Annotated in this window: 21 protein-coding genes; 6 read left to right on the top strand and 15 right to left on the bottom strand. The window is 69.1% G+C overall.

What is annotated here, in order from left to right; translation table 11 throughout:
- The first annotated feature begins 6 nt into the window (after positions 1–6).
- A complete protein-coding gene (locus tag J7462_RS09050; protein ID WP_307799765.1) occupies positions 7–858 on the top strand; it encodes a PhzF family phenazine biosynthesis isomerase in 852 nt (283 codons plus the stop codon).
- 117 nt (positions 859–975) lie between these two features.
- Here the strand turns inward: J7462_RS09050 and J7462_RS09045 are convergent, their stop codons facing one another.
- From J7462_RS09045 to J7462_RS08990, 12 genes are all read right to left on the bottom strand, one after another.
- Entirely contained in the window at positions 976–1,386 is a 411-nt protein-coding gene (locus tag J7462_RS09045) for a VOC family protein (protein WP_219463448.1), read from the bottom strand.
- 9 nt (positions 1,387–1,395) lie between these two features.
- Positions 1,396–1,884 carry a PhzA/PhzB family protein gene (locus J7462_RS09040; protein ID WP_219463446.1) on the bottom strand — a complete coding sequence of 163 codons (489 nt, stop codon included), beginning with the start codon at positions 1,882–1,884 and terminating at the stop codon, positions 1,396–1,398.
- Positions 1,885–1,916: 32 nt separating this feature from the next.
- Positions 1,917–3,752: an asparagine synthase (glutamine-hydrolyzing) gene (gene asnB, locus J7462_RS09035; RefSeq protein ID WP_219463443.1), complete on the bottom strand. Its 1,836-nt coding sequence runs from the start codon at positions 3,750–3,752 to the stop codon at positions 1,917–1,919.
- A 39-nt stretch (positions 3,753–3,791) separates the two neighbouring features.
- Positions 3,792–4,409, bottom strand: a complete 618-nt coding sequence (gene phzG / locus J7462_RS09030) for a phenazine biosynthesis FMN-dependent oxidase PhzG (protein WP_219463441.1) — start codon at positions 4,407–4,409, stop codon at positions 3,792–3,794.
- Complete coding sequence (locus tag J7462_RS09025; RefSeq protein ID WP_219463439.1) at positions 4,406–4,753, bottom strand: hypothetical protein; 348 nt, start codon at positions 4,751–4,753, stop codon at positions 4,406–4,408. The genes phzG and J7462_RS09025 overlap by 4 nt, the downstream gene beginning before the upstream one ends.
- Positions 4,750–6,666, bottom strand: coding sequence for an anthranilate synthase family protein (locus J7462_RS09020; RefSeq protein ID WP_219463438.1), 1,917 nt, complete (start codon positions 6,664–6,666; stop codon positions 4,750–4,752). Before J7462_RS09020 ends, J7462_RS09025 begins: the two co-directional genes overlap by 4 nt.
- On the bottom strand, positions 6,663–7,286 hold the full coding sequence (locus J7462_RS09015) for an isochorismatase family protein (protein ID WP_219463436.1): 624 nt from the start codon (positions 7,284–7,286) through the stop codon (positions 6,663–6,665). The genes J7462_RS09020 and J7462_RS09015 overlap by 4 nt, the downstream gene beginning before the upstream one ends.
- Positions 7,274–8,476 carry a 3-deoxy-7-phosphoheptulonate synthase gene (locus tag J7462_RS09010; protein ID WP_308290838.1) on the bottom strand — a complete coding sequence of 401 codons (1,203 nt, stop codon included), beginning with the start codon at positions 8,474–8,476 and terminating at the stop codon, positions 7,274–7,276. The genes J7462_RS09015 and J7462_RS09010 overlap by 13 nt, the downstream gene beginning before the upstream one ends.
- Positions 8,477–8,621: 145 nt before the next feature.
- Positions 8,622–8,978, bottom strand: a complete 357-nt coding sequence (locus J7462_RS09005) for a nuclear transport factor 2 family protein (RefSeq protein ID WP_219463432.1) — start codon at positions 8,976–8,978, stop codon at positions 8,622–8,624.
- A gap of 23 nt (positions 8,979–9,001) precedes the next feature.
- A complete protein-coding gene (locus tag J7462_RS09000) occupies positions 9,002–9,259 on the bottom strand; it encodes a hypothetical protein (protein WP_219463430.1) in 258 nt (85 codons plus the stop codon).
- A gap of 547 nt (positions 9,260–9,806) precedes the next feature.
- Entirely contained in the window at positions 9,807–11,054 is a 1,248-nt protein-coding gene (locus J7462_RS08995; RefSeq protein WP_219463427.1) for an IS701 family transposase, read from the bottom strand.
- Between the two features lie 62 nt (positions 11,055–11,116).
- A complete protein-coding gene (locus tag J7462_RS08990; RefSeq protein WP_219470155.1) occupies positions 11,117–11,470 on the bottom strand; it encodes a RidA family protein in 354 nt (117 codons plus the stop codon).
- A 206-nt stretch (positions 11,471–11,676) separates the two neighbouring features.
- Here J7462_RS08990 and J7462_RS08985 point away from each other — a divergent pair, with 206 nt between their 5' ends.
- A complete protein-coding gene (locus J7462_RS08985) occupies positions 11,677–12,693 on the top strand; it encodes a YafY family protein (RefSeq protein WP_219463425.1) in 1,017 nt (338 codons plus the stop codon).
- A gap of 50 nt (positions 12,694–12,743) precedes the next feature.
- On the opposite strand, the gene J7462_RS08980 is transcribed toward J7462_RS08985, so the two are convergent.
- Positions 12,744–13,496 carry a hypothetical protein gene (locus tag J7462_RS08980; protein ID WP_219463423.1) on the bottom strand — a complete coding sequence of 251 codons (753 nt, stop codon included), beginning with the start codon at positions 13,494–13,496 and terminating at the stop codon, positions 12,744–12,746.
- A gap of 248 nt (positions 13,497–13,744) precedes the next feature.
- On the bottom strand, positions 13,745–14,224 hold the full coding sequence (locus J7462_RS08975) for a MarR family winged helix-turn-helix transcriptional regulator (protein ID WP_219463421.1): 480 nt from the start codon (positions 14,222–14,224) through the stop codon (positions 13,745–13,747).
- A gap of 59 nt (positions 14,225–14,283) precedes the next feature.
- Here J7462_RS08975 and J7462_RS08970 point away from each other — a divergent pair, with 59 nt between their 5' ends.
- The 4 genes from J7462_RS08970 to J7462_RS08955 all read left to right on the top strand — a co-directional run bounded on the left by J7462_RS08970 (position 14,284) and on the right by J7462_RS08955 (position 17,549).
- Entirely contained in the window at positions 14,284–14,775 is a 492-nt protein-coding gene (locus J7462_RS08970) for an SgcJ/EcaC family oxidoreductase (protein ID WP_219463419.1), read from the top strand.
- 857 nt (positions 14,776–15,632) lie between these two features.
- Positions 15,633–16,190 (top strand): O-acetyl-ADP-ribose deacetylase, encoded by a 558-nt coding sequence (locus tag J7462_RS08965; RefSeq protein WP_219463418.1) that lies wholly within the window; start codon positions 15,633–15,635, stop codon positions 16,188–16,190.
- 228 nt (positions 16,191–16,418) lie between these two features.
- A complete protein-coding gene (locus J7462_RS08960; RefSeq protein ID WP_219463416.1) occupies positions 16,419–16,856 on the top strand; it encodes a hypothetical protein in 438 nt (145 codons plus the stop codon).
- Positions 16,857–17,066: 210 nt separating this feature from the next.
- On the top strand, positions 17,067–17,549 hold the full coding sequence (locus tag J7462_RS08955) for an NUDIX hydrolase (protein WP_308290835.1): 483 nt from the start codon (positions 17,067–17,069) through the stop codon (positions 17,547–17,549).
- 12 nt (positions 17,550–17,561) lie between these two features.
- On the opposite strand, the gene J7462_RS08950 is transcribed toward J7462_RS08955, so the two are convergent.
- Positions 17,562–18,089, bottom strand: coding sequence for a DUF6244 family protein (locus J7462_RS08950; RefSeq protein ID WP_219463414.1), 528 nt, complete (start codon positions 18,087–18,089; stop codon positions 17,562–17,564).
- Between the last annotated feature and the right edge of the window lie 169 nt (positions 18,090–18,258).

The raw sequence follows: 18,258 nt of genomic DNA, 5'->3' as shown, positions 1-18,258 counted from the left end.
GAACCTGTGGGCACCTACGAGTACGTGGTGGCGGACGTCTTCACGGAGACGGCGTTGGAGGGCAACCCGGTCGCGGTCTTCCTGGACGCGGCAGCCCTGTCCGCCGAGCGGATGCAGCAGATCGCGAACGAGATGCACCTGTCGGAGACCGTCTTCGTGCTGCCTCCGCGCCGGGACGGTGACGTGCGGGTCCGCATCTTCACCCCCGTCAACGAGCTGCCGTTCGCCGGGCACCCGACCCTGGGCACGGCGATCGTACTCAGCGAGTTGAAGCCGGTCGGGGAGATCCGGATGGAGACGGCCATGGGCACGGTGACGTTCGACATCGAGCGGTCCACCCGGGACGGGCGCGGCTCAGCGAGTTCGTGGCAGCCCATCCCCACCTGGGGGCGCTACGACCGGGCCGAGGAGTTGCTCGCCGGGCTGGGTGTCCCCGCCACCGACGCCGTCCTGCCGGTGGAGGTCTACGACAACGGGCCGAGGCACGTGTTCGTCGGTCTGCCGGGCGTACCCGAGTTGTCCGCGCTGGAGCCCGACCAGCGGGTCCTGGCCCGGCTGCCCGACATGGCCGCCAACTGCTTCGCGGGTTCCGACACGCAGTGGCGGCTGCGCATGTTCTCGCCCGCCTACGGCGTCGTCGAGGACGCCGCCACCGGTTCGGCGGCCGGGTCGTTGGCGGTGCATCTGGCGCGACACGGCCTGATCCCCTTCGGTGAGTGGATCGAGGTCCTGCAGGGCGTCGAGATCGGTCGCCCGTCGACGATGCGGGCCCGGGCCACCGGTGCACCGGACCGGATCGAAACGGTCCAGGTCTCCGGGTCCGCGGTCGTGGTGGCCCGCGCGACGCTTTACACGTGAGCCCCGGGCGGTCCCGCCGACGTGCGGTACGCCGGCAGACCGAGGTGGGCCCGCCCGCTGACAGCGGGCGGGCCCACCTCGGGGGGCTAGCGTGCCGGATCCGCCAGGTGTGGCCGGTCAGCCCTTCGGCCGGGTGATGTTGACCATCCAGAAGATCCCGAACTGGTCGATGAACGAGCCGGCCTCGTCGCCCCACACCTGTGTGTTGAGCGGCATCGTCACCGTGCCCCCGACCGACAGCCGCTGGAAGTAGCCGCGCAACGCGGGATCGTCGCCGCCGAGATAGAGGGCGACGTTGTTGCCCGGGTGGAACGGCACCCGCTCGGGGACGTCCCAGGCCATCAGGGTGAAACCGTCCGGGGTGGTGAGCACCGCGTGCATGATCTTGTCGGCGGCCATCACGTCGGACGCGCCGTACTCGGTGAACGTGCCGATCTCCAACTCACCGCCGAGGATCTCACGGTAGAACTCCAGTGCCTCCCGGGCGTTGCCGTTGAAGGCGATGTACGGATTGAGCCGAGCGGTCATCTGCTGCTCCTAGGTGGGGATTCCGCCGCGGTCGATCGTCGGCACCTCGATGCCCAGCGCCCGGAGCTGCTGGAACGGGTTCATGAATTCCCGCTGGCGGCGGATCTTTCCATCGTCCAACTCGAACGAGTGGATGAAGTGGTTGCGGTAGTGCCCGGGCGGGTACGCCGGGTAGAGGATCTGACCCTCGCCGTCGCACTCGACCCAGAACCGGTTCGGGTCCTGCGTCTCGAAGATCTCGACGTTCGTCCACTCCCAGTCGGGGAACATCCGCAGCGACCACTCCCCGTGCGCCCGGAGCAGTTCGTGGCCCTGAGAGGCGACCGGCTGGCCGGTGTCGGTGGTCCACAGGCCGGCGCTGCCGTCCTCGGTGAACAGCAGGTAGCGGGTCAGCCGGTTCTCGCCCTTGCGGCTCATGTAGTCGGTGACGGTCGCGCGGTTGCGGGCCCGCAGGTCCACCTGGTCGGTGAACCCCGGAAGCTGGGTCTCGGTCGTCAACGGAAGTCCCTTCTCAGCCGGTGGCGGTCAGGTCAGAACCGAAGCTCGGGGCGGTAGATGTCCAGCCAGGTGCTCAGGTCGAGCACCCGCTCCATGCCGTTGCGGATCTCGATCGGCAGGGCGCCCGACTCACGGGTGATGCCCTCCAGGTAGGCGCGGTCGACCAGGTTGAACACCGGGTCGTCGGTGGCGAGCAGGTCCCTGCACTGCTGCAACAGGGCGCTCGTGTACATCGGGTCGAGCGTGGCCGGATACGGGGCCTTCACCCGGTCGAGAACCGAACGGGGGAGCAGGTCGGCGGTCGCGGCCCGCAGCAGGCTCTTCTCCCGCCCGTCGAACGTCTTCATCGACCACGGGGTGTTGTAGACGTACTCGACCAGCCGGTGGTCGCAGAACGGCACCCGGACCTCCAGACCGACGGCCATGCTGACCCGGTCCTTGCGTTCGAGCAGCATCCGGACGAAGCGGGTCAGGTGCAGGTGGCACATCTCGCGCATCCGGAACTCGTGGTCGCTCTCGCCGTCGACCCGCTCGATCTCGGTGAGCGCCTCGGCGTACCGGTCCCGGATGTAGCTGGGCAGGTCGAGGGCGGCCGTGATGTCGGCGTTGAACCGGTCCGACACCTGGGCCTTCGCGCCGCTGACGAACACCGCCATCCAGGGGAACGTCGCCGCGGCCTGGGCCTCCGGTTGGAAGAACCACCGGTAGCCGCCGAAGACCTCGTCGGCGGACTCCCCGGACAGGGCCACCGTGGAGTGCTGACGGATCGCCTGGAACAGCAGGTACAGCGAGGTGTCCATGTCGCCGAGGCTGAGCGGACTGTCCCGGGCGGTGATCACCGCCCGTCGGACCGCGGGGTCGGCGATGTCCCGGTGGTCGAGGACCACCGACTCGTGCAGCGAGCCGACGTGCGCGCCCACCTCCCGCGCGTACGGGGCGTCGGTGGTGGCGCGCAGCTCGTCGGCGACGAAGTCGTCCTCGCGTCCGGTGAAGTCCACCGCGAAGCTGCGCACCTTCTCACCGCGTTCGCCGAGCTTGGCGGCGGCGAGGGCGGTGATCGCGCTGGAGTCGAGCCCGCCGGACAGCAGGGTGCAGCGCGGCACGTCGGAGACCAGTTGGCGTTCCACCACGTCCCTGAGCAACGAGCGGACGTTGGTGATGGTGGTCGGCAGGTCGTCGGTGTGCGGGCGGCTCGGCAGCGTCCAGTAGCGGTGCTCGCGCAGCCCGGCACGGTCGACGGTGACGACCCCGCCGGGCAGCACCTCGTTCATCCCGCACCAGACGGCGCTGCCGGGCGTCTGGGTGAAGCTGACCAGTTCCCGGATCCCCGCCAGGTCGACGGCACGTTCGGCCAGCGGGTTGGCGAGGATCGCCTTGGGCTCGGAACCGAAGAGCACCCCGTCGTCGGTGCGGTAGTAGTAGAGCGGCTTGACGCCGAGCCGGTCCCGGATCAGCACCAGCTTCTCGACCCGGGAGTCCCACACGGCGAAGGCGTACATGCCGTTGAGCCGTTCGGCGACCGCCTCGCCCCATTCCAGGTAGCCGTGCAGCACCACCTCGGTGTCGCTGCGGGTCCGGAAGCGGTGACCGCGGCGTCGCAGTTCGCCGCGCAGCTCCCCGAAGTTGTACGCCTCGCCGCTGTAGGTGATCGTCACCGTGCCGTCGTCGGTCTGCACCGCCATCGGCTGGGTGCCGCCGTCGACGTCGATCACGGCGAGCCTGCGGTGACCGAGCCCGGCGTGCCGGTCCAGCTGGACACCGGATGCGTCCGGACCCCGGCAGGCCATGGTCGCCGTCATCGCGTCCAGGTCGGCCTGGTGTCGCGTGAGATCCCGATCGTACGAGACCCAGCCTGCAATTCCACACATCTCGTCTACCTGTTCCTCTCGAGCGAACTGTCCGGGTGGTCAGGGTTGAAGGCGACCGGACCGCCACCCGGTGCCGTCGCGGTCGAAGCGCAGCCGACGGTGCAACCGGCCCGGGTCGGACTCCCAGAACTCGACCGAATCCGGCTCCAGCAGGTAGGCCAGCCAGGCATCCGGGCGGGGCAACGGCAGGCCCCCGTCGCCGAGCCGCCGCGCCTGCTCGCGCAACGCCTCCTCGTCGGTGAGGGGTGCGCTCTGCTGCGACGCCACCGACATCGGGTGGGTGGCGACCGGCCGGGCCGTCCACAGGGCGTCGGCCTCGTCGGCTCCCAGCGGGCCGGTCGGCCCGCTGACGACCACCTGGCGGGCCACCTCCCGCCAGTAGAGGACACCCGACGCCCAACGGTTCGCCGCCAACTCCCGGCCCTTGCGACTGCCGGAGTGGGTGGCGAACAGCAGTCCGCTGTCGCGCACGGCGAGGACCTGCACCATCCGGGTCGACGGGCGACCGTCGGCGTCGGCGGTCGCCAGCGCCAGCGCGCCGGGCTCGCGGACGGCGTCCGCCCGCGCCGCGTCCAGCCAGCTCCGCAGCAGCCCCATCGGCTCGTCGGGCGGGGTGGCGAAGACATCGACGCCCAGCTGCTGTGCCGACGTACTCACGACGGGTTCCGGACCGGTCCGAATGCCAGCCCACGGTCGTCGGACGGGCCGGCGTGCAGCCCTTCCACGATGGCCTCCACCTCGGTCATCATCCGCACGGTGGGCGGGTATCCGATCAGCTCGGTGGCCCGGTTCGGCGGCAGCGGCGCGGTCAGGTCGGCGGTGGCGTCCCACAGCATGACCGCGCCCCAGCGGTTGGTCTCCCGGTCGGAGATCCAGAACTTGAGCCGCATTCCGTGCACCCGCTCCCACGGCTGCACGCCCTCCTCGCGCAGGTAGTGGCGCAGTGAGTCGATGGTCTGGGTGGACCCGGCGAGGTCCCACCAGGAGACGGCGGCCTTCATGCGTTCATGACCTCCTCGATGTGTGTCAGCGATGCCAGCAGGTCGCCCAGCACGCGTTCGCCGTCCTGGGTGAGGACCGACTCCGGGTGGAACTGCACCGAGCTGAAGTGGGCTCCGCGTAGGGCGTGCACCTCACCGGTGGTGGGGTCGTGGCTGACGCGCACCTCGCCCGCCCTGGGACTGTGGAACTGCTCCATCCGCGCGTACGCGACGAAGGAGTTGTAGAAGCCGACCCGTGCCGGGGTGCCGAACAGCTCGATCTCACGTTGGACGCCCTGGTTGGGGATGTCCCGCCGCCGTAGCGGCAGGCCGAGGTGCCGGCACAGCAGCTGGTGGCTCAGGCACACCGCCAGGAACGGGGTACGCCGGGCGAGGAGCTGGTCGATCGCCTCGGTGAGGTGGCTCATCCGTGGATCGGCGGTGTCGCGCGGGTCACCCGGGCCGGGGCCGAGGACGACGAGGTCGTGGGCGTCGAACCCGGGGCGGGTGTCGGCCCGGGCCACCTGCACCGCCAGGCCGAGTGCCCGTAGCTGGTGGGCCAGCATCGCGCTGAAGGCGTCCTCGGCATCGACGATCAGGGCTCGGCGGCCGGCCAGGGCGGGCTGCGGCCGCCTGCGGGTCTGCGCGTCGCTGAGCCAGAAGCTCGCGATCGCCGTGTTGCGGCGGTCGAGCGCCTGTCGGATCAGTGGGTGCCCGTCGAGGCGTTCGCCGATGCCCAACGCGGAGAGCACCCCGGCGGCCTTGGCGTGGGTCTCGGCGACCTCGGCGTCGGGATCGGAGTGCCGGACGAGCGTGGCACCGACACCGACCTCGACGCGGGCGCTGTCGTCGGTCTGCGAGGGACGGATGTCGGCGGTGCGGATCATGATGGCGGCGTCCATGGTCCGTGCGCCACCGGCGTCCCGGCCGATCAGGGCCGCGATGCCGCCGTAGTAGCCGCGGCCGTGCGGTTCGTAGCGGGCGATCACCCGGAAGGCGTTCTCCAACGGGCTGCCCGTCACGGTCGGGGCGAACATGGTCTCCCGGAGGATGTCGCGGGGGTCCAGGCTGCTGGGGCCCTCGATGTTGTACTCGGTGTGCGCGAGCCAGGCCATCTGCCGCAGGAACGGGCCGACCACCCGGCCCCCGCTGTCGCACACCCGGGCCATCATCTTGAGTTCCTCGTCGAGGACCATGTACAGCTCGTCGGTCTCCTTGCCGTCGGTGAGGAAGTCGAGAACCTCCGCCAGGACCGGTCCGGTCCTCGGGTAGCGGTAGGTCCCGCTGATCGGGGTCATCGCCGCCACGCCGCCACGCAGGCTGACGTGCCGTTCCGGGGTGGCGCCCACGAACGTCCGGGTGCCGGTGTGCACGAGGAAGGTCCAGTAGGCGCCGGTCTCCCGGGCGAGCAGCCGGCGGAACAGGCTCAGCGCCGTGCGCGGGGAGTACCCCGTGACGGTGGTGACGTACGACCGCTTGATGACGAAGTTCGCGCCGGCACCGGTGCTGATCTCGTTGGCGAGTACCGCACGTACCGTGTCGGCGTAGCTGCCGTCATCGGTGTCGAAGCCGCCGTTGGTGAGGCTGATCGGGTCGTCCGGGAGGTGTTCGAACGCTTCAGCCCTGGTCATCGAGCCCTGTTCGGTCACCGACAGAGTGATCAGCGGTGACCCGTCCATGACGGCGGTGAATCCCCGCTCGGTGATCTGCTGGTGGGGCACCAGCACCAGCGTCTCGTGTAGCGTCTCGTCGCCCGGCCCGGCCTGGTGGATCGGGGCGTCGGGGAGTGGGACGTCGGCGAGCCGCGCGACGGTGCTGATCCGGCCGGACAGGATCTCCACCCGGTCGCCGCCCACCGACTCGGGGCGGTGCAGCAGGGCGAATGCCTCCCGGCCGGGATCGACTAGCTGTCGGAGCAGGCGGGCCGCGTTCACGGGAAGACCTCCTCCGTGGTGGTGACCACCGCGCAACGCGTGGCCGCATAGTCGAGCGTCAACTGGTGGTGGTCGGCGGAGAAGTCACCGATGGCGTCGGCGACGAGGAAGGGCTGGATGTCGTTGGTGAACGCGTCGAGGGCGGTGGCCAGCACTCCGACGTGCCCGTAGACCCCGCAGACGATGAGCTGGTCGCGACCCTGCCGGCGTAGCCGGGTCAGCAGGTCCGAACGGTGGAACGCGCTGTAGCGCCACTTGGTGAGCACGTGGTCCGCCGGTCCGGGCGCGAGTTCGGTGACGATCTCCCGGTCGCCGGGTTGCCCGCTCATCCCGGGACCCCAGATGTCCTTGAGCAGGCCGCGCTCCTGCTCGGTCATGCCTCCGGGCTGGGCCGTGTAATAGGTCGGCACGCGGAGTTCGCCGCACCGCTGGCGTAACCGGACGCAGTTGCGGACCAGCGCCCCGCGTACCGACGGGTCGAACGGGCCGAGGAAGTAACGCTGCATGTCGTGGACGAGCAGCGCTGCCCGGCTGGCATCGGGAGTCCACTGCGCGATGCTGACGGGCAGGTCGCCCGTGGTCGGAAGCGGGTAGGCGGCGATCGGTGTCAGGCCCGGCACGGTTTCTCCTCAGCCCGGTTCGTCAGGGGTGACGTCCGCCAGGCGGAGACCACGGTCTGCGCCTGGCGGGGATTGAGCCGCGGGTCGCAGAGCGAGGTGTACCGCAGGCGGGCCGGCTCGCTGCTGTGCCCGTCGTCAAGGCACTCGGTCACGTCGTCGGGGGTCGTCTCGAGGTGTACGCCGCCCGCGACCCCACCTTCGGCGTGTACCGCGATCTGGAACGCGGTGACCTCCCGGAGGATGGTCGACAGGATGCGCGTCTTACGTCCGGTGGCTGCGGTGACGGTGTTGCCGTGCAGGGGATCGACCAGCCAGACCACCGGGTGCCCGGCCGCGCGTACGGCCCGCACGAGCGGCGGTAGCCGGTCGGCGACCACGTCGGCGCCCAGTCGGGCGATCAGGGTGAGGCGTCCCGGTTCCCGTAGCGGATCGAGCCGTGCGCACAGCGCGAGCAGGTCGACGACCGTCATCGTCGGCCCGACCTTGCACGCGACCGGGTTCACCACCTGGGCGAGGAGGGCGACGTGGGCACCGTCGAGCTGCCGGGTCCGCTCACCGATCCACGGCCAGTGGGTGGAGGTGAGCGCGACCCGGCCGGCGCGGTCACGGCGCAGCATCGGCACCTCGTAGTCGAGCAGCAGTGCCTCGTGGCTGGTCCAGACGGGCGCCCCGGCGGCACGGACGGTCCCGAGTTCGCTGAGGGTCCGTCTCGCCGACCGGTATCCCGCGAGCAGCCGCTGCGGGTCGGGCCGGCGTGCCGGGCGGGTCGCCGCAGGATCGTTGACCAGGTGGCCGCGGTAGACGGGCAGGTCGACGCCGTCGACCTGTTCGGTGGGCCTCGACCGTGGCTTGGCGTACTGGCCGGCGATGCGGCCCACCCGGACGACGGGTCGGCCGGTGGCGGCGCTCATGGTGGCGGCGAGGGCGTCGAGCAGGTCCACCTTGCGCCTGACGTGTTCCGCGGTGCATTCCGCAGGGTCCTCGGCACAGTCACCGGCCTGCAGTACCTGGGCGTGCCCGGCGGCGACGTCGGCGAGTGAACTCTGGAACGTGGGAAGTGACTCCGCCTCGATGAGTGGAGGAAGGCTCGCCAGGACGTCGCGGATTTGCGCGACCTGCGCCGGGTCTTCCCATTCAGGTTGCTGCTCGGCGGCCTCGACCGGTGGAACATCGAGTGAGATGGCGTTCACACTCTCTCCCAACCTCGGACATCTCGGCATTCGCTGGTTACTTCGGGTGTGGCCCGTAGCCGATTAGGCTGGCTAATCGGCTACGGGCTCACTTACCGACGTGCGGTGGAGTGCGTGAGGGGGACGTGGTCAGTGGATGGGCAGATCAGCTGTGCGGCGGGTAGGGATTGTCCTGGATGTAGAGCCAGGTGCCGTTCAGTTGCTGGCGGACGATGTCGCAAAAGTTCCCCGAGAAGCTCACCCGGGTGCCGTCGGGCCCGTCCTGTTCGAGTGTGTAGGTGCCCATCACGGACGCTGAACGGCCAATCACCTTGTTTCCGACGCGTGTTCCGCCGGCCTCCACGATCTGGAGCGGGCTGACCTGGAGGATCGGGTCTGATTCGAACCACTCGACGTAGAATGCGCGAATGGCGGCATGCCCGCGAATGACCGATCCGTCCCAGTCGATGATGGCTGCCTCGCGCTCCTGAAGCGCGACGATCCCGTCCACGTCCTTCGCCACGATCCGCTGACCGAGGAGGTTGATCAGCTCGGCGGGGCTCTGGGCGCCGGCCTGGAGGGCGGCGGTGTTGGTGGCGGGGTCGGTACGGCGGTGGTGGTCGGCGCGACGAATCCGGGCACGCGGGCATGCGCCCGGTGGTCGATGGAGTGATTCGCGTGTGTCTGCTGGGGATTGTTCGTGTCGGTTTGGCCATAGGCGGAGTTGGCCCCGAAGAGCGTGCCGGCGGCCAGCAGGATGCCGCCGGCGGCGACAATGGGTATCGTGCGCTTGATTTCGTGCATGACTGTCTCCCCCTAATTGGAAGTGGTTACTAGGGTTTGAGTCGCTCATCTGACCGTCATTTACGGGCGCGTTTCATGGTCCCCGGTTTGTCGTTCCGGCGGCCTGATGGCATTGATACAACAGCCCGCATCTGGCTCTGTCAAGACACATTAAGCTCGGGCGGCGACAATATTTCAACATCATGAATCGCTTGGTGGGACGTTGTGCTGCTGACTCGTGCTTACTACCAGCCAAAACGCGAACCCTCGATTTTCTCCTTCCGGAAGGATGCCCCCAAAACGCGCCGGCCGAAGTTGGCGACTACAGTTGCGGATCTTGGACTCGTGGTGGCCTCACGGCGTTTTGCGAATTCCGTCGCGCAGGTGATGTCACGTGTCGTGAACCGGGCATAAATACCGGATGACGACAGCCGGGCTGGAACTCAAATGAGAGTGATGGTCCGATTCGGACGGTGCCGCCGGTGTGCTGCCACGGCCTGGATCCCCGCCCCTGCCACCGCCCGAGGGGCCGACCGGTACCCGGCCGGCCCCGCCCTCACGACGTCCGCTAGTGCCCCGAGCCGCTGCGCAGTGGGTGGCTCGCTGCCCCGGTGCCCACCCCCGGGCGGCAGGCCGCGACCTGCCGGGGCTTGCGGACGGCGGTGCGGGCATCGGGTGCCGTTGTGTGCTGCACCGTGCGGAACGCGTGGGCGAGCATGCACGTGGTGATCGTGTGGTGCCAGGCGGTCCAGGTGCGCACCTGGTACTGGTCGAGACCGATCAGTTCGTCGCCGGGTTGCTCCGGCTGTCCCGCGCGGTGTCGCCGCTCCGCCGCACCGATCAGGACGGACGCGGGTGTGCGGCGGCGCGCGTGGGCCACGAAGTAGGCGACATCGTGCGGGTTGTCGACCGACCGCCGTACCATGAGCGACTGGGCGAACCCGCGGGTGGGGACCTCGCCACCGACCAGCAGGCTGCCGCCGAGCCCGACGAGCGCCCAGTCGTGCGTGCGTCCAGTCGCCCGTTCGGTCCGGCGGTGCCAGTAACTGTCGGCGATGTGGCCGAGGATCTGTTCGGGGCCGGTCGTGGTGGACGACCTGGTCGCACCGACCCTGATCAGGGGTAGCGTCGCCGGCACGGCCGCGATGTACGGCAGGGCGCGCTGCACGCACCAGTCCCGGACCTGCGGATGTTGGGCGTATCCGTCGTCGAGGCTGACCCAGCTGAACGGCACCGCCGCATCCACTGCCTCCGCCAGCAGCTCGACGGCCTGCTCCGGCCGAGAGGCGTACGCGACGTCGGCGGGAATGCCCGCCTTCCTGCGGCGCACCGAGTCGGCGATCCAGGTACGCGGCAGGTGCAGCCGATGCCCGACGTACGCCGTCCCGGCGGGCGCGGCGTACGCCAGCATGACCGCGACCTGGCAGTTCTCGATGCGGTTGGTGAGCGTGCAGTGCTGCGGTCCCACCCCGACGGACTTGTCACCCCGCTTGATCACCTGGGCGTCGCGGATGACGAGCATGGCGTCCGGGTCACCCAGGTGCTCGATGACGTACGAGCGGACCTCGGCCTCCAGGGCGTCGGCGCTCCACGCGCCCCGCGACAACAGCGCCTGCATTCGGCCCGGGTGGCTGTGCCCGGCCCGTTCGGACAAGGACCAGCAGTTCTTCTTCGGCAGGTCCGACAGCAGCCCTTCGACCAGGTCGTGGAAGACGACGCGGGGCTCGGGGCGGGCGAACACGTGCCCGACACGGTCCGTCAGTTGTCGCAGTCGCGACGCCCAGCCGGGGGGCAGGCTCTTGGCCACCAGGGTCACCCAATCTGCCAGCTGCCCGCGCCGGACGAACCGGCACGAGCAGCGAGCGTGGCGAGGTCGGCTCAGGCGACGGCGGTGCCCTCGAGCTCGACCAGCTGGCCGGGGATCGCCAGGCGCGTCACCCCGAGCATCGTCGTGGTCGGCGCGACACCCGCAGACCCCAGTCGCCCGGCGAGCACGCCGTAGTGGGGGAACAGTTGGTCGACGTCGGTGGTGTAGACGTTCAAGCGGATGAGGTTCGCCAGGGTCATGCCCGCTTCCTTCAGCACGGCCTCCAGGTTGTCGACGCACAGCGCGAGCTGCGCGGCGATGTCGCCATCGTGCTCGGGCTTGCCCTCCGGGCTCATCGACGTCTGCCCCGAGACGTACAGCGTCCGGGTCTGACCAGAAACGATCTCACCCTGGTTGAAGCCCATCTCGAGGGACCAGTTCACCGGGTTGACCGCGATACGCTCTGCTGCCACAGTTACTCCTTAGACTCAATTGAGGACGAGCTCGGTCGAGGACGTGTTCGTCCCGCCGCCCGAACAGGCGGCATGTCGAGCTCCTGCCGACGAGTGTCACAAGTAATCACGACACCCTGTGTCAGGTATTCCGGGCGGTCCGTGGCTAGAGTTGTCCCGTGCGCGCCGATCGGCTTGTCTCGCTGATGCTGCTCCTCCGCCAGCGTGGTCAGCTGACCGTCGACACCTTGGCGCGGGAACTCGAGGTCTCCACGCGTACGGTGCTGCGCGACGTCGAAGCGCTGTCCGCCGCCGGCGTGCCCGTCTACACCGAGCGCGGCCGCCACGGAGGCGTCGCTCTGCTACCCGGCTTTCGTGCCGAGCTCACCGGCCTCAACCACGACGAGACGCTGGCCCTGGTGACCGCTGCCTCCGCCCGGGGTGAACAGGTCTTCGGTCTCGGTGCCGCCCTCTCCTCGGCCATCCGCAAGGTCGTGGACGCGCTGCCCGACGGCCACCAGGTCACCGTCAGCGACGCGGCCCAACGACTACTCGTGGAGCCGGAGACCGATCTGCTATCCCGCCGGCAGGCTGCCCGAGACGTCCCTGACAGCACCATGTTGACTGTGCGGCGTGCCGTGGTCGCCGGTAACCGGCTGCGAATCCACTACGCGGCCCGTGACCAGAGCCCACTGTGGCGCACTGTCGACCCGGTAGGCCTGGTAACCGTCCGCGACCGGATGTATCTGCTCGCGACCCGCAACGGCGAAGACCGCACCTACCGGTTGTCCCGGATGCTGGCCGCCGAGGAACTTGACGAACGGGCGCAGCGCACCGATCACATCGATCTCGACTTACTCTGGAAGCAGCGGTGCGCGCAGTTCCTGTCCGCCGACCACATCTCGGTGTCGGTCAGGGTCGCCCCGATGTGGCGTGAGGAACTACTGGCCAGTGCCGTGGCCGTTCGGGCCGAAGAGCCCGACACGGACGGCTGGCTGCGCCTCAACGTCACCTTCGAGAACCTGCGGCATGCCATCTGGGCCGTATGGCAACTCGGCGCCGATGCGGAGGCACTCTCCCCGCCCTCCCTCCGGGCCGCTCTGGGCTGCCGGGCGGCGACGATCGCCGGCCTCTATGACAACTCCCGGGACGCCCATCGTCACGCGAGTGCTGCCCCGTCCCCGGGCGACCGGTGACAGTACGGGTTTGAGTGGGCCTGGCAGTGCTCGCAGGTCGGTCTTCGGGGTCAGATCTCGCCGTCGTCGAGTCGGCGCAGCGTGCCGTCCGGCATCATGCGGTGACGCCGTGGCGGTTCCATCCTCTGCAGGATTCGTTCCATCAGGTCGTCGCGTTCCGCCTGTTCCCGGCCGGTTGGGTCGGCGACGTGGAAGCCGTGCAGGGGAACATCGAACGGGTCGATGTCGTCCGGGTCGGGTCGGCCCTCGAGGATGAAGCCGAAGAACGCGCGTAGGGCCTGCTCGCCCAGTTCCAACGGGTGGAAGGCAAGAGGGTACGGCTCCTCGGAGAGCACGGGCTCGACGGGGTGTTCGCCCGCCCAATATGGCATTTCGAAGTCGTAGGGCTCGCCGATGTTCTCCCCGATGCCGGCGACCGGCGAGATGCTCAGCGAGCGGAGAAGTTCGCCGTTCTCCCACACCGCGAAGCACAGCGAGTCGGAGACCGAGTGCATGCCGTGCATGATGATCCGCCGGCCCTCCGCGGCGCGCAGCAGCCAGGCAGGTATCTGTGATGGGAGAGCACAGACGAGCCGGCGGTCGCAGAACAGCTCGGCACCAGCCAGGACGGTCGCATAACTGGTGTCGTCCGGCGGACAACTGTGGTCACCGAGCGAACCGTCACCGATCGGTGTCACCTCGGAGCCGGGATGCATCCCGCGCACAAGGTCGATGACCTCCGCTGGGCGCGACCGGACCGCTCCCCGCAGAGCAGGGCGCAGACCACCCTCGGTGAAAGCGAGCAGTGCGGTACGCGCACCCATCGGTCGTCCGCTCCCAGTGCCAAATGATCACTGCAGACTACACCCCACTTTCGCCCCGGTGAGGCGGCTACAGGCCGTCCACGCTCAACGCCACGCAGCGGTATCCGCTTCCCGACAAGACCAGGGATTCTCTTGATTGGCCGACTGCGACGTTGCGTGACGCGCGGTCAGCGGCATGTCCGTGCGTCGATTCGATGTGCGGCGGGTGAGCGATCTCCGGTGGGGTTCGCCGGGCTGCCAGGAGGTTGTTACGTCGGGTACAGCCGGGTCTGTGTGCTCGCGATCCGCGCTGTCTGCTCTTCCTGGACATGACGGGCCACGCGTAGGAAGTCGAGGATGGTGGCGAGTTGCTCGGACGTGTATCGGCCTAGCGCCTCGGAACCCGCGACGCCGACCGGCGCGTAGATCTGGCGTTCGGCGCCACGGGCGGCATCGGTGGCCGCGACGAGGACCCGCCGCCTGTTGTGCGGGTCCGCGATCCGGTCGGCGAGTCCGGCGCGCTGGAGGCGGTCGATGACCGTGGTCGTGGCGGCCGGGCTGAGGCTCAGCGCATTGCTCAGCTCTCCGGCCGACAGCGGCTTGTCGCCCTCCAGTAGCAGGTCGAGTGCCCGCAGATCCGTGCGGTTGATCTCCAGCGCGGCGGCTGCGGCCTCGTCGAACGCGTCGATGCTCTGCTGCAGCAGCCGCAGATGCGTGGCTACGAGACCAATCAACTCACGTTTCGACATTCGAACCTTTCTGCTATCGTAATCTTCGACGACTTGATCCTACCCGATAGGGAGCACCCATGAACGTCGACGACCGCGCGATTCGCGCCTTGTTCGACCGCCTCATGAAGGCATGGACAGACAACGACGCGGTCGCCTACGCGGACTGCTTCACCGAAGACTCCGACTACGTCTCCTACGACGGCACCCGCGCAGTCGGCCGCGTACCGATGCAAGAAGCCCACGACCGGCTCTTCCGTGGCGTGCTTGCCGGATCCGCGCTCGTCGGTGGCATCGAATCGATCCGCTACGTCAGCCCGGACGTCGCGGTGATCCACGGCACCGCATCGGTCCTGATGCCCTGGCGATCGACGCTGCCCAAGCGGCGACTGTCCCGGCAGACTCTGGTCGCCATCCGTGCCCAGGACGGCTGGCGGTTCACTGCACTGCACAACGGCCGCGTCAGGCCGATCACTATCCCCGCCCCCGACTCCACGCCCTCCCGCATGGCCCAGGCCATGGGGAGGCTGGCTCGCGGCCTCGGCGTCGGCCGCCGCGTCACGACGACCTGAACGGCAGCCCTCCCGGAGCGGATCGCGGGCGTCGCGGACTGCATGGGTAACACAGAGCGTGACGACCCTGCAGGCGCGCGATCAGCTCACCGAAGAGTTGCGGACCTCCGCGCAGCGGTCGTAGTTGTCAGCGTCGACTGCCGGCCCAGCAGCCCGAACGGCGGGCGCAGGATCCGCCGACCGAAGCGGGGGTTACGGTGGATAACTAACAATCTGACGATGAGGCTGCAAATGATCAATGTCCAGGAGCTCGCGCGACGGCTGAGTACTCTCGGAGCTGATGCGTTCACCAGCGATGACGTCGTGGACCTGGCGACTGCGGCCGATGTTCGCATCAGCGCAGACGTCGAGATCGACGCCACTCTGGCGCAGCGCTTGCTCGACCAGATCTCGCCCACCCTGCCGGTCACCGGGGCCCAGCTCGCGGCGTCGCAATGGCCGCCGCCGCAGTCCTCCCGTCCTGCAGCGCCTCCGGTGTCGTTCTCCAGCCCTGGTGCCGTCGACGGACCGGCTGATCAGCCGACCCGACGCCGCAGTTCTGGGTCTAAGGGTGGAGGTCGGCGACCCGGCTCCCGACGAACTGGCAGGTGAAACCGCAGTCCCAGCTTCTTCAACGACCGCCAGACCGCTCGCCGCAGCCGTCTATTACGACGCGAGCTGCGAACCCCACTCTCGCCGCCATCATCGGCTGAACTTCGTCCCCCTGTCCGGCTCCGTACGCCCCGGGCAGGCTCGACGCACGATGATCCCGGTAAGCATGCGGATCGCGGCATGTGCGCGTATGCGACCTGGAGTGCGGGTGATCGACGGGGGTTTGTCGGCGGCACGGGGTATGCGGATGGTTCATGATGGTGGCCATGGAGATCGAGTTCGTCACGGGGGATCTCACCGCGGAGCGGGTGGATGCGATCGTCAATGCGGCGAATTCGTCGTTGCTGGGTGGTGGCGGGGTGGACGGTGCGATCCACCGTAGGGGTGGCCCGGCGATCCTGGACGAATGCCGCGCGTTGCGGGCCAGCCGGTTCGGCCGGGGACTGCCGGTCGGGCGGGCCGTGGCGACGACTGCGGGCCGCCTTCCGGCCCGCTGGGTCATCCACACCGTCGGGCCGGTATGGAGCGCCACCGAGGACCGATCGGCATTGCTGCGTGACTGCTACCGCAACTCGCTGATCATCGCGGCCGAGCTCGGCGCGACGTCGGTGGCGTTCCCGCTGATCTCGTCTGGCGTGTACCGGTGGCCTAAGGAGGACGCTGTCGTCCAGGCGTTGACCGGATTGCAGACGGCACCGCCGGCCGTCGAGCGCGTACGACTTGTCCTTTTCGATGATGACACCCGGCAGGCCGCCGAGCGAGTCGGGCGGACGCCTGGCGGTCCGTTCACCCCGCCGCCGCATCACGATTCTGCAAGGGACTGACTCGGGCCGTCGGCCAGCGTCATTATGAGGGCGTGTGACAAAGGTGGCCGGGACTCTGGCCCGGTCGTCTTTTCAGGTGCTCTCGGATTCCCAGTGGTCGTTGTTCGAGGGGATGCTCCTGCAACCAACGGGCCGCCCGGGTCGGAGGGGAACGGCCGGCGACGTATGATCGCGGTGGTGGTGAAGCGTCAGCCCGAGATCCCGGCGCCGGTGTGAGGAGGGGTCAGGATGTTCGGTTGGAAGAAGAAGCTCGACGATGCGATGGCGCAGCTCAGGCCCGACCTGAGTCGGGAATCGCTGGGCGTCGGGCCCGATTTCCCGGGCGTCGCCCCGAACCCGCTCCTGAGCGGTGACGCACGGAAGCGCAATGCGGAATTGCGTACGGGGGTGCTTGCGCTCGGCGTTCTCGTCGACTGGCGGGAGGTGAACAGCAACCCTCGCGTGGTCCTGATGTTCGACGTGGAGACCGCCGAGGGCATCTCGTTCCGCGGTATCGCCGACGAAGACCTCACGATCACCGAGCTCACCCGACTCGCCCCGGGGCAGACGTTGCCCGTGCGCTACCGGCCGGCCGTCATGGACCACTACGTCGCCCTTGCCCGGGACGCGGACCCAGCCCGTGTGCAGCAACTCTCCGACGAGATCGCGAGCCGTAAGCGGACCTGACCCGAAGCCTGATCCGCCACTGCATCCTCCTCGGACAACAGCACGCTCCGTCACCACCGAGTGTGCGGCAGGCCCGTTATCTGTGCAGTTCCGGATTGACGAATGGCTGGCCCGCGGGACACGGGCCAGCCATGTCGATGGTTCCTCGTCAGCCGTCCAGGACGGTCGAAGGTGACATGCCGGGGCCGCCGGCGCGGGTAGCCTGCGAAGGTGAGCACACCATCCGGCGACTACACGGCGACGCTTCCCCGTAAGCGGATGGGCGCGGCAGTTCTGATCACCGACGCTGCCGGGCGGGCGTTGCTGGTCGAGCCCGTCTACAAGGACTACTGGGAGATCGTCGGCGGGTGCGTCGACGCGGACGAGTCTCCTCGGCAGGCGGCGGCCCGTGAGGTGGAGGAGGAGCTGGGCAGGTCGGTGGTGCCTGGTCGGCTGCTGGTGACCGATTGGGTGCCCCCTCGGCCGGACCGCACCGAGGGCATGATGTTCGTCTACGACGGCGGCACCCTCGATGAGGCCGGCGCGGCCGACATCCTCCTGCCACCGGACGAGCTGCGCAGTTGGGCCTGGTGCACCGAGGAGCAGATCCGGGAGCGCATGCCGGAGCTGCTGGCACGCCGGGTCGTCGCGGCGCTGCGGGCCAAGGCCGAGGGCACCATGCTCGACCTGGAGAACGGCTTCCGCGCGCACTGACCTCCAGCCCCGTCAGTTTCCCGCTGATCCCACCCGCTGTGCCTCGGCGATCGCCGCCTCGGTGGCCTGTCGTGCACCGTTGGTGCGGGCGACGACCTGCATCAGGACCTGCTTGATGCCGTCGAGGGCCTGTAGCAGCGGTCCGGGTTGGCCGCCCTGGAGGATCGTGGTGACGAGCTGCTGTGTCTCCCCGATCTGGGTGATGACGCCGCCCGCCGCGTCGCGGGCGGCGCCGATGGCGCTCTGCACGGGCGTCAGTGCGGCGACCGTCTCCTGCGGGGTGGCCTGTTGGGGTACGGCGGCGGCGGCTTTCGTCGCCTCACCGATCGATCCTCCCAGCCGTCCCAGGGTGCCCTGGACGTCGGTGATCGCGGTGCGTATCCGGGCGACGCCTGCGGCGACGGCGAGGAAGCCGGCGCTCGTGGCACGTAATGCCACCTCCTGCGCCTGCCGGTCGGCAGCGGCCGTCAACCCCTGCGCCCGCTCGACTCCGGCCATCAGGGCGCGGAGCTCACCAGTGATCTTCTCAACCTGTGACACGAAGGCAGCATCCCCAATCGATGACGGCGGACGGGTGCGTTTGACGCTACCGAAGGCACTGCCAGCTCACCAGAGCCAGCAGCGGTAGCGGTACCGCGTCACGACGAACTGTGCGTCCCAGCGCATGTTCAGCTGGGCGACAATTGGCCCAGCGACGCGTGCCCGGTGG

The sequence above is a fragment of the Micromonospora sp. RL09-050-HVF-A genome, assembly GCF_019374995.1.
GTDB lineage: Bacteria > Actinomycetota > Actinomycetes > Mycobacteriales > Micromonosporaceae > Micromonospora > Micromonospora antibiotica.
Note: the sequence above shows the minus strand (reverse complement) of the source record. Positions and strands in the feature narration are given on the sequence as shown.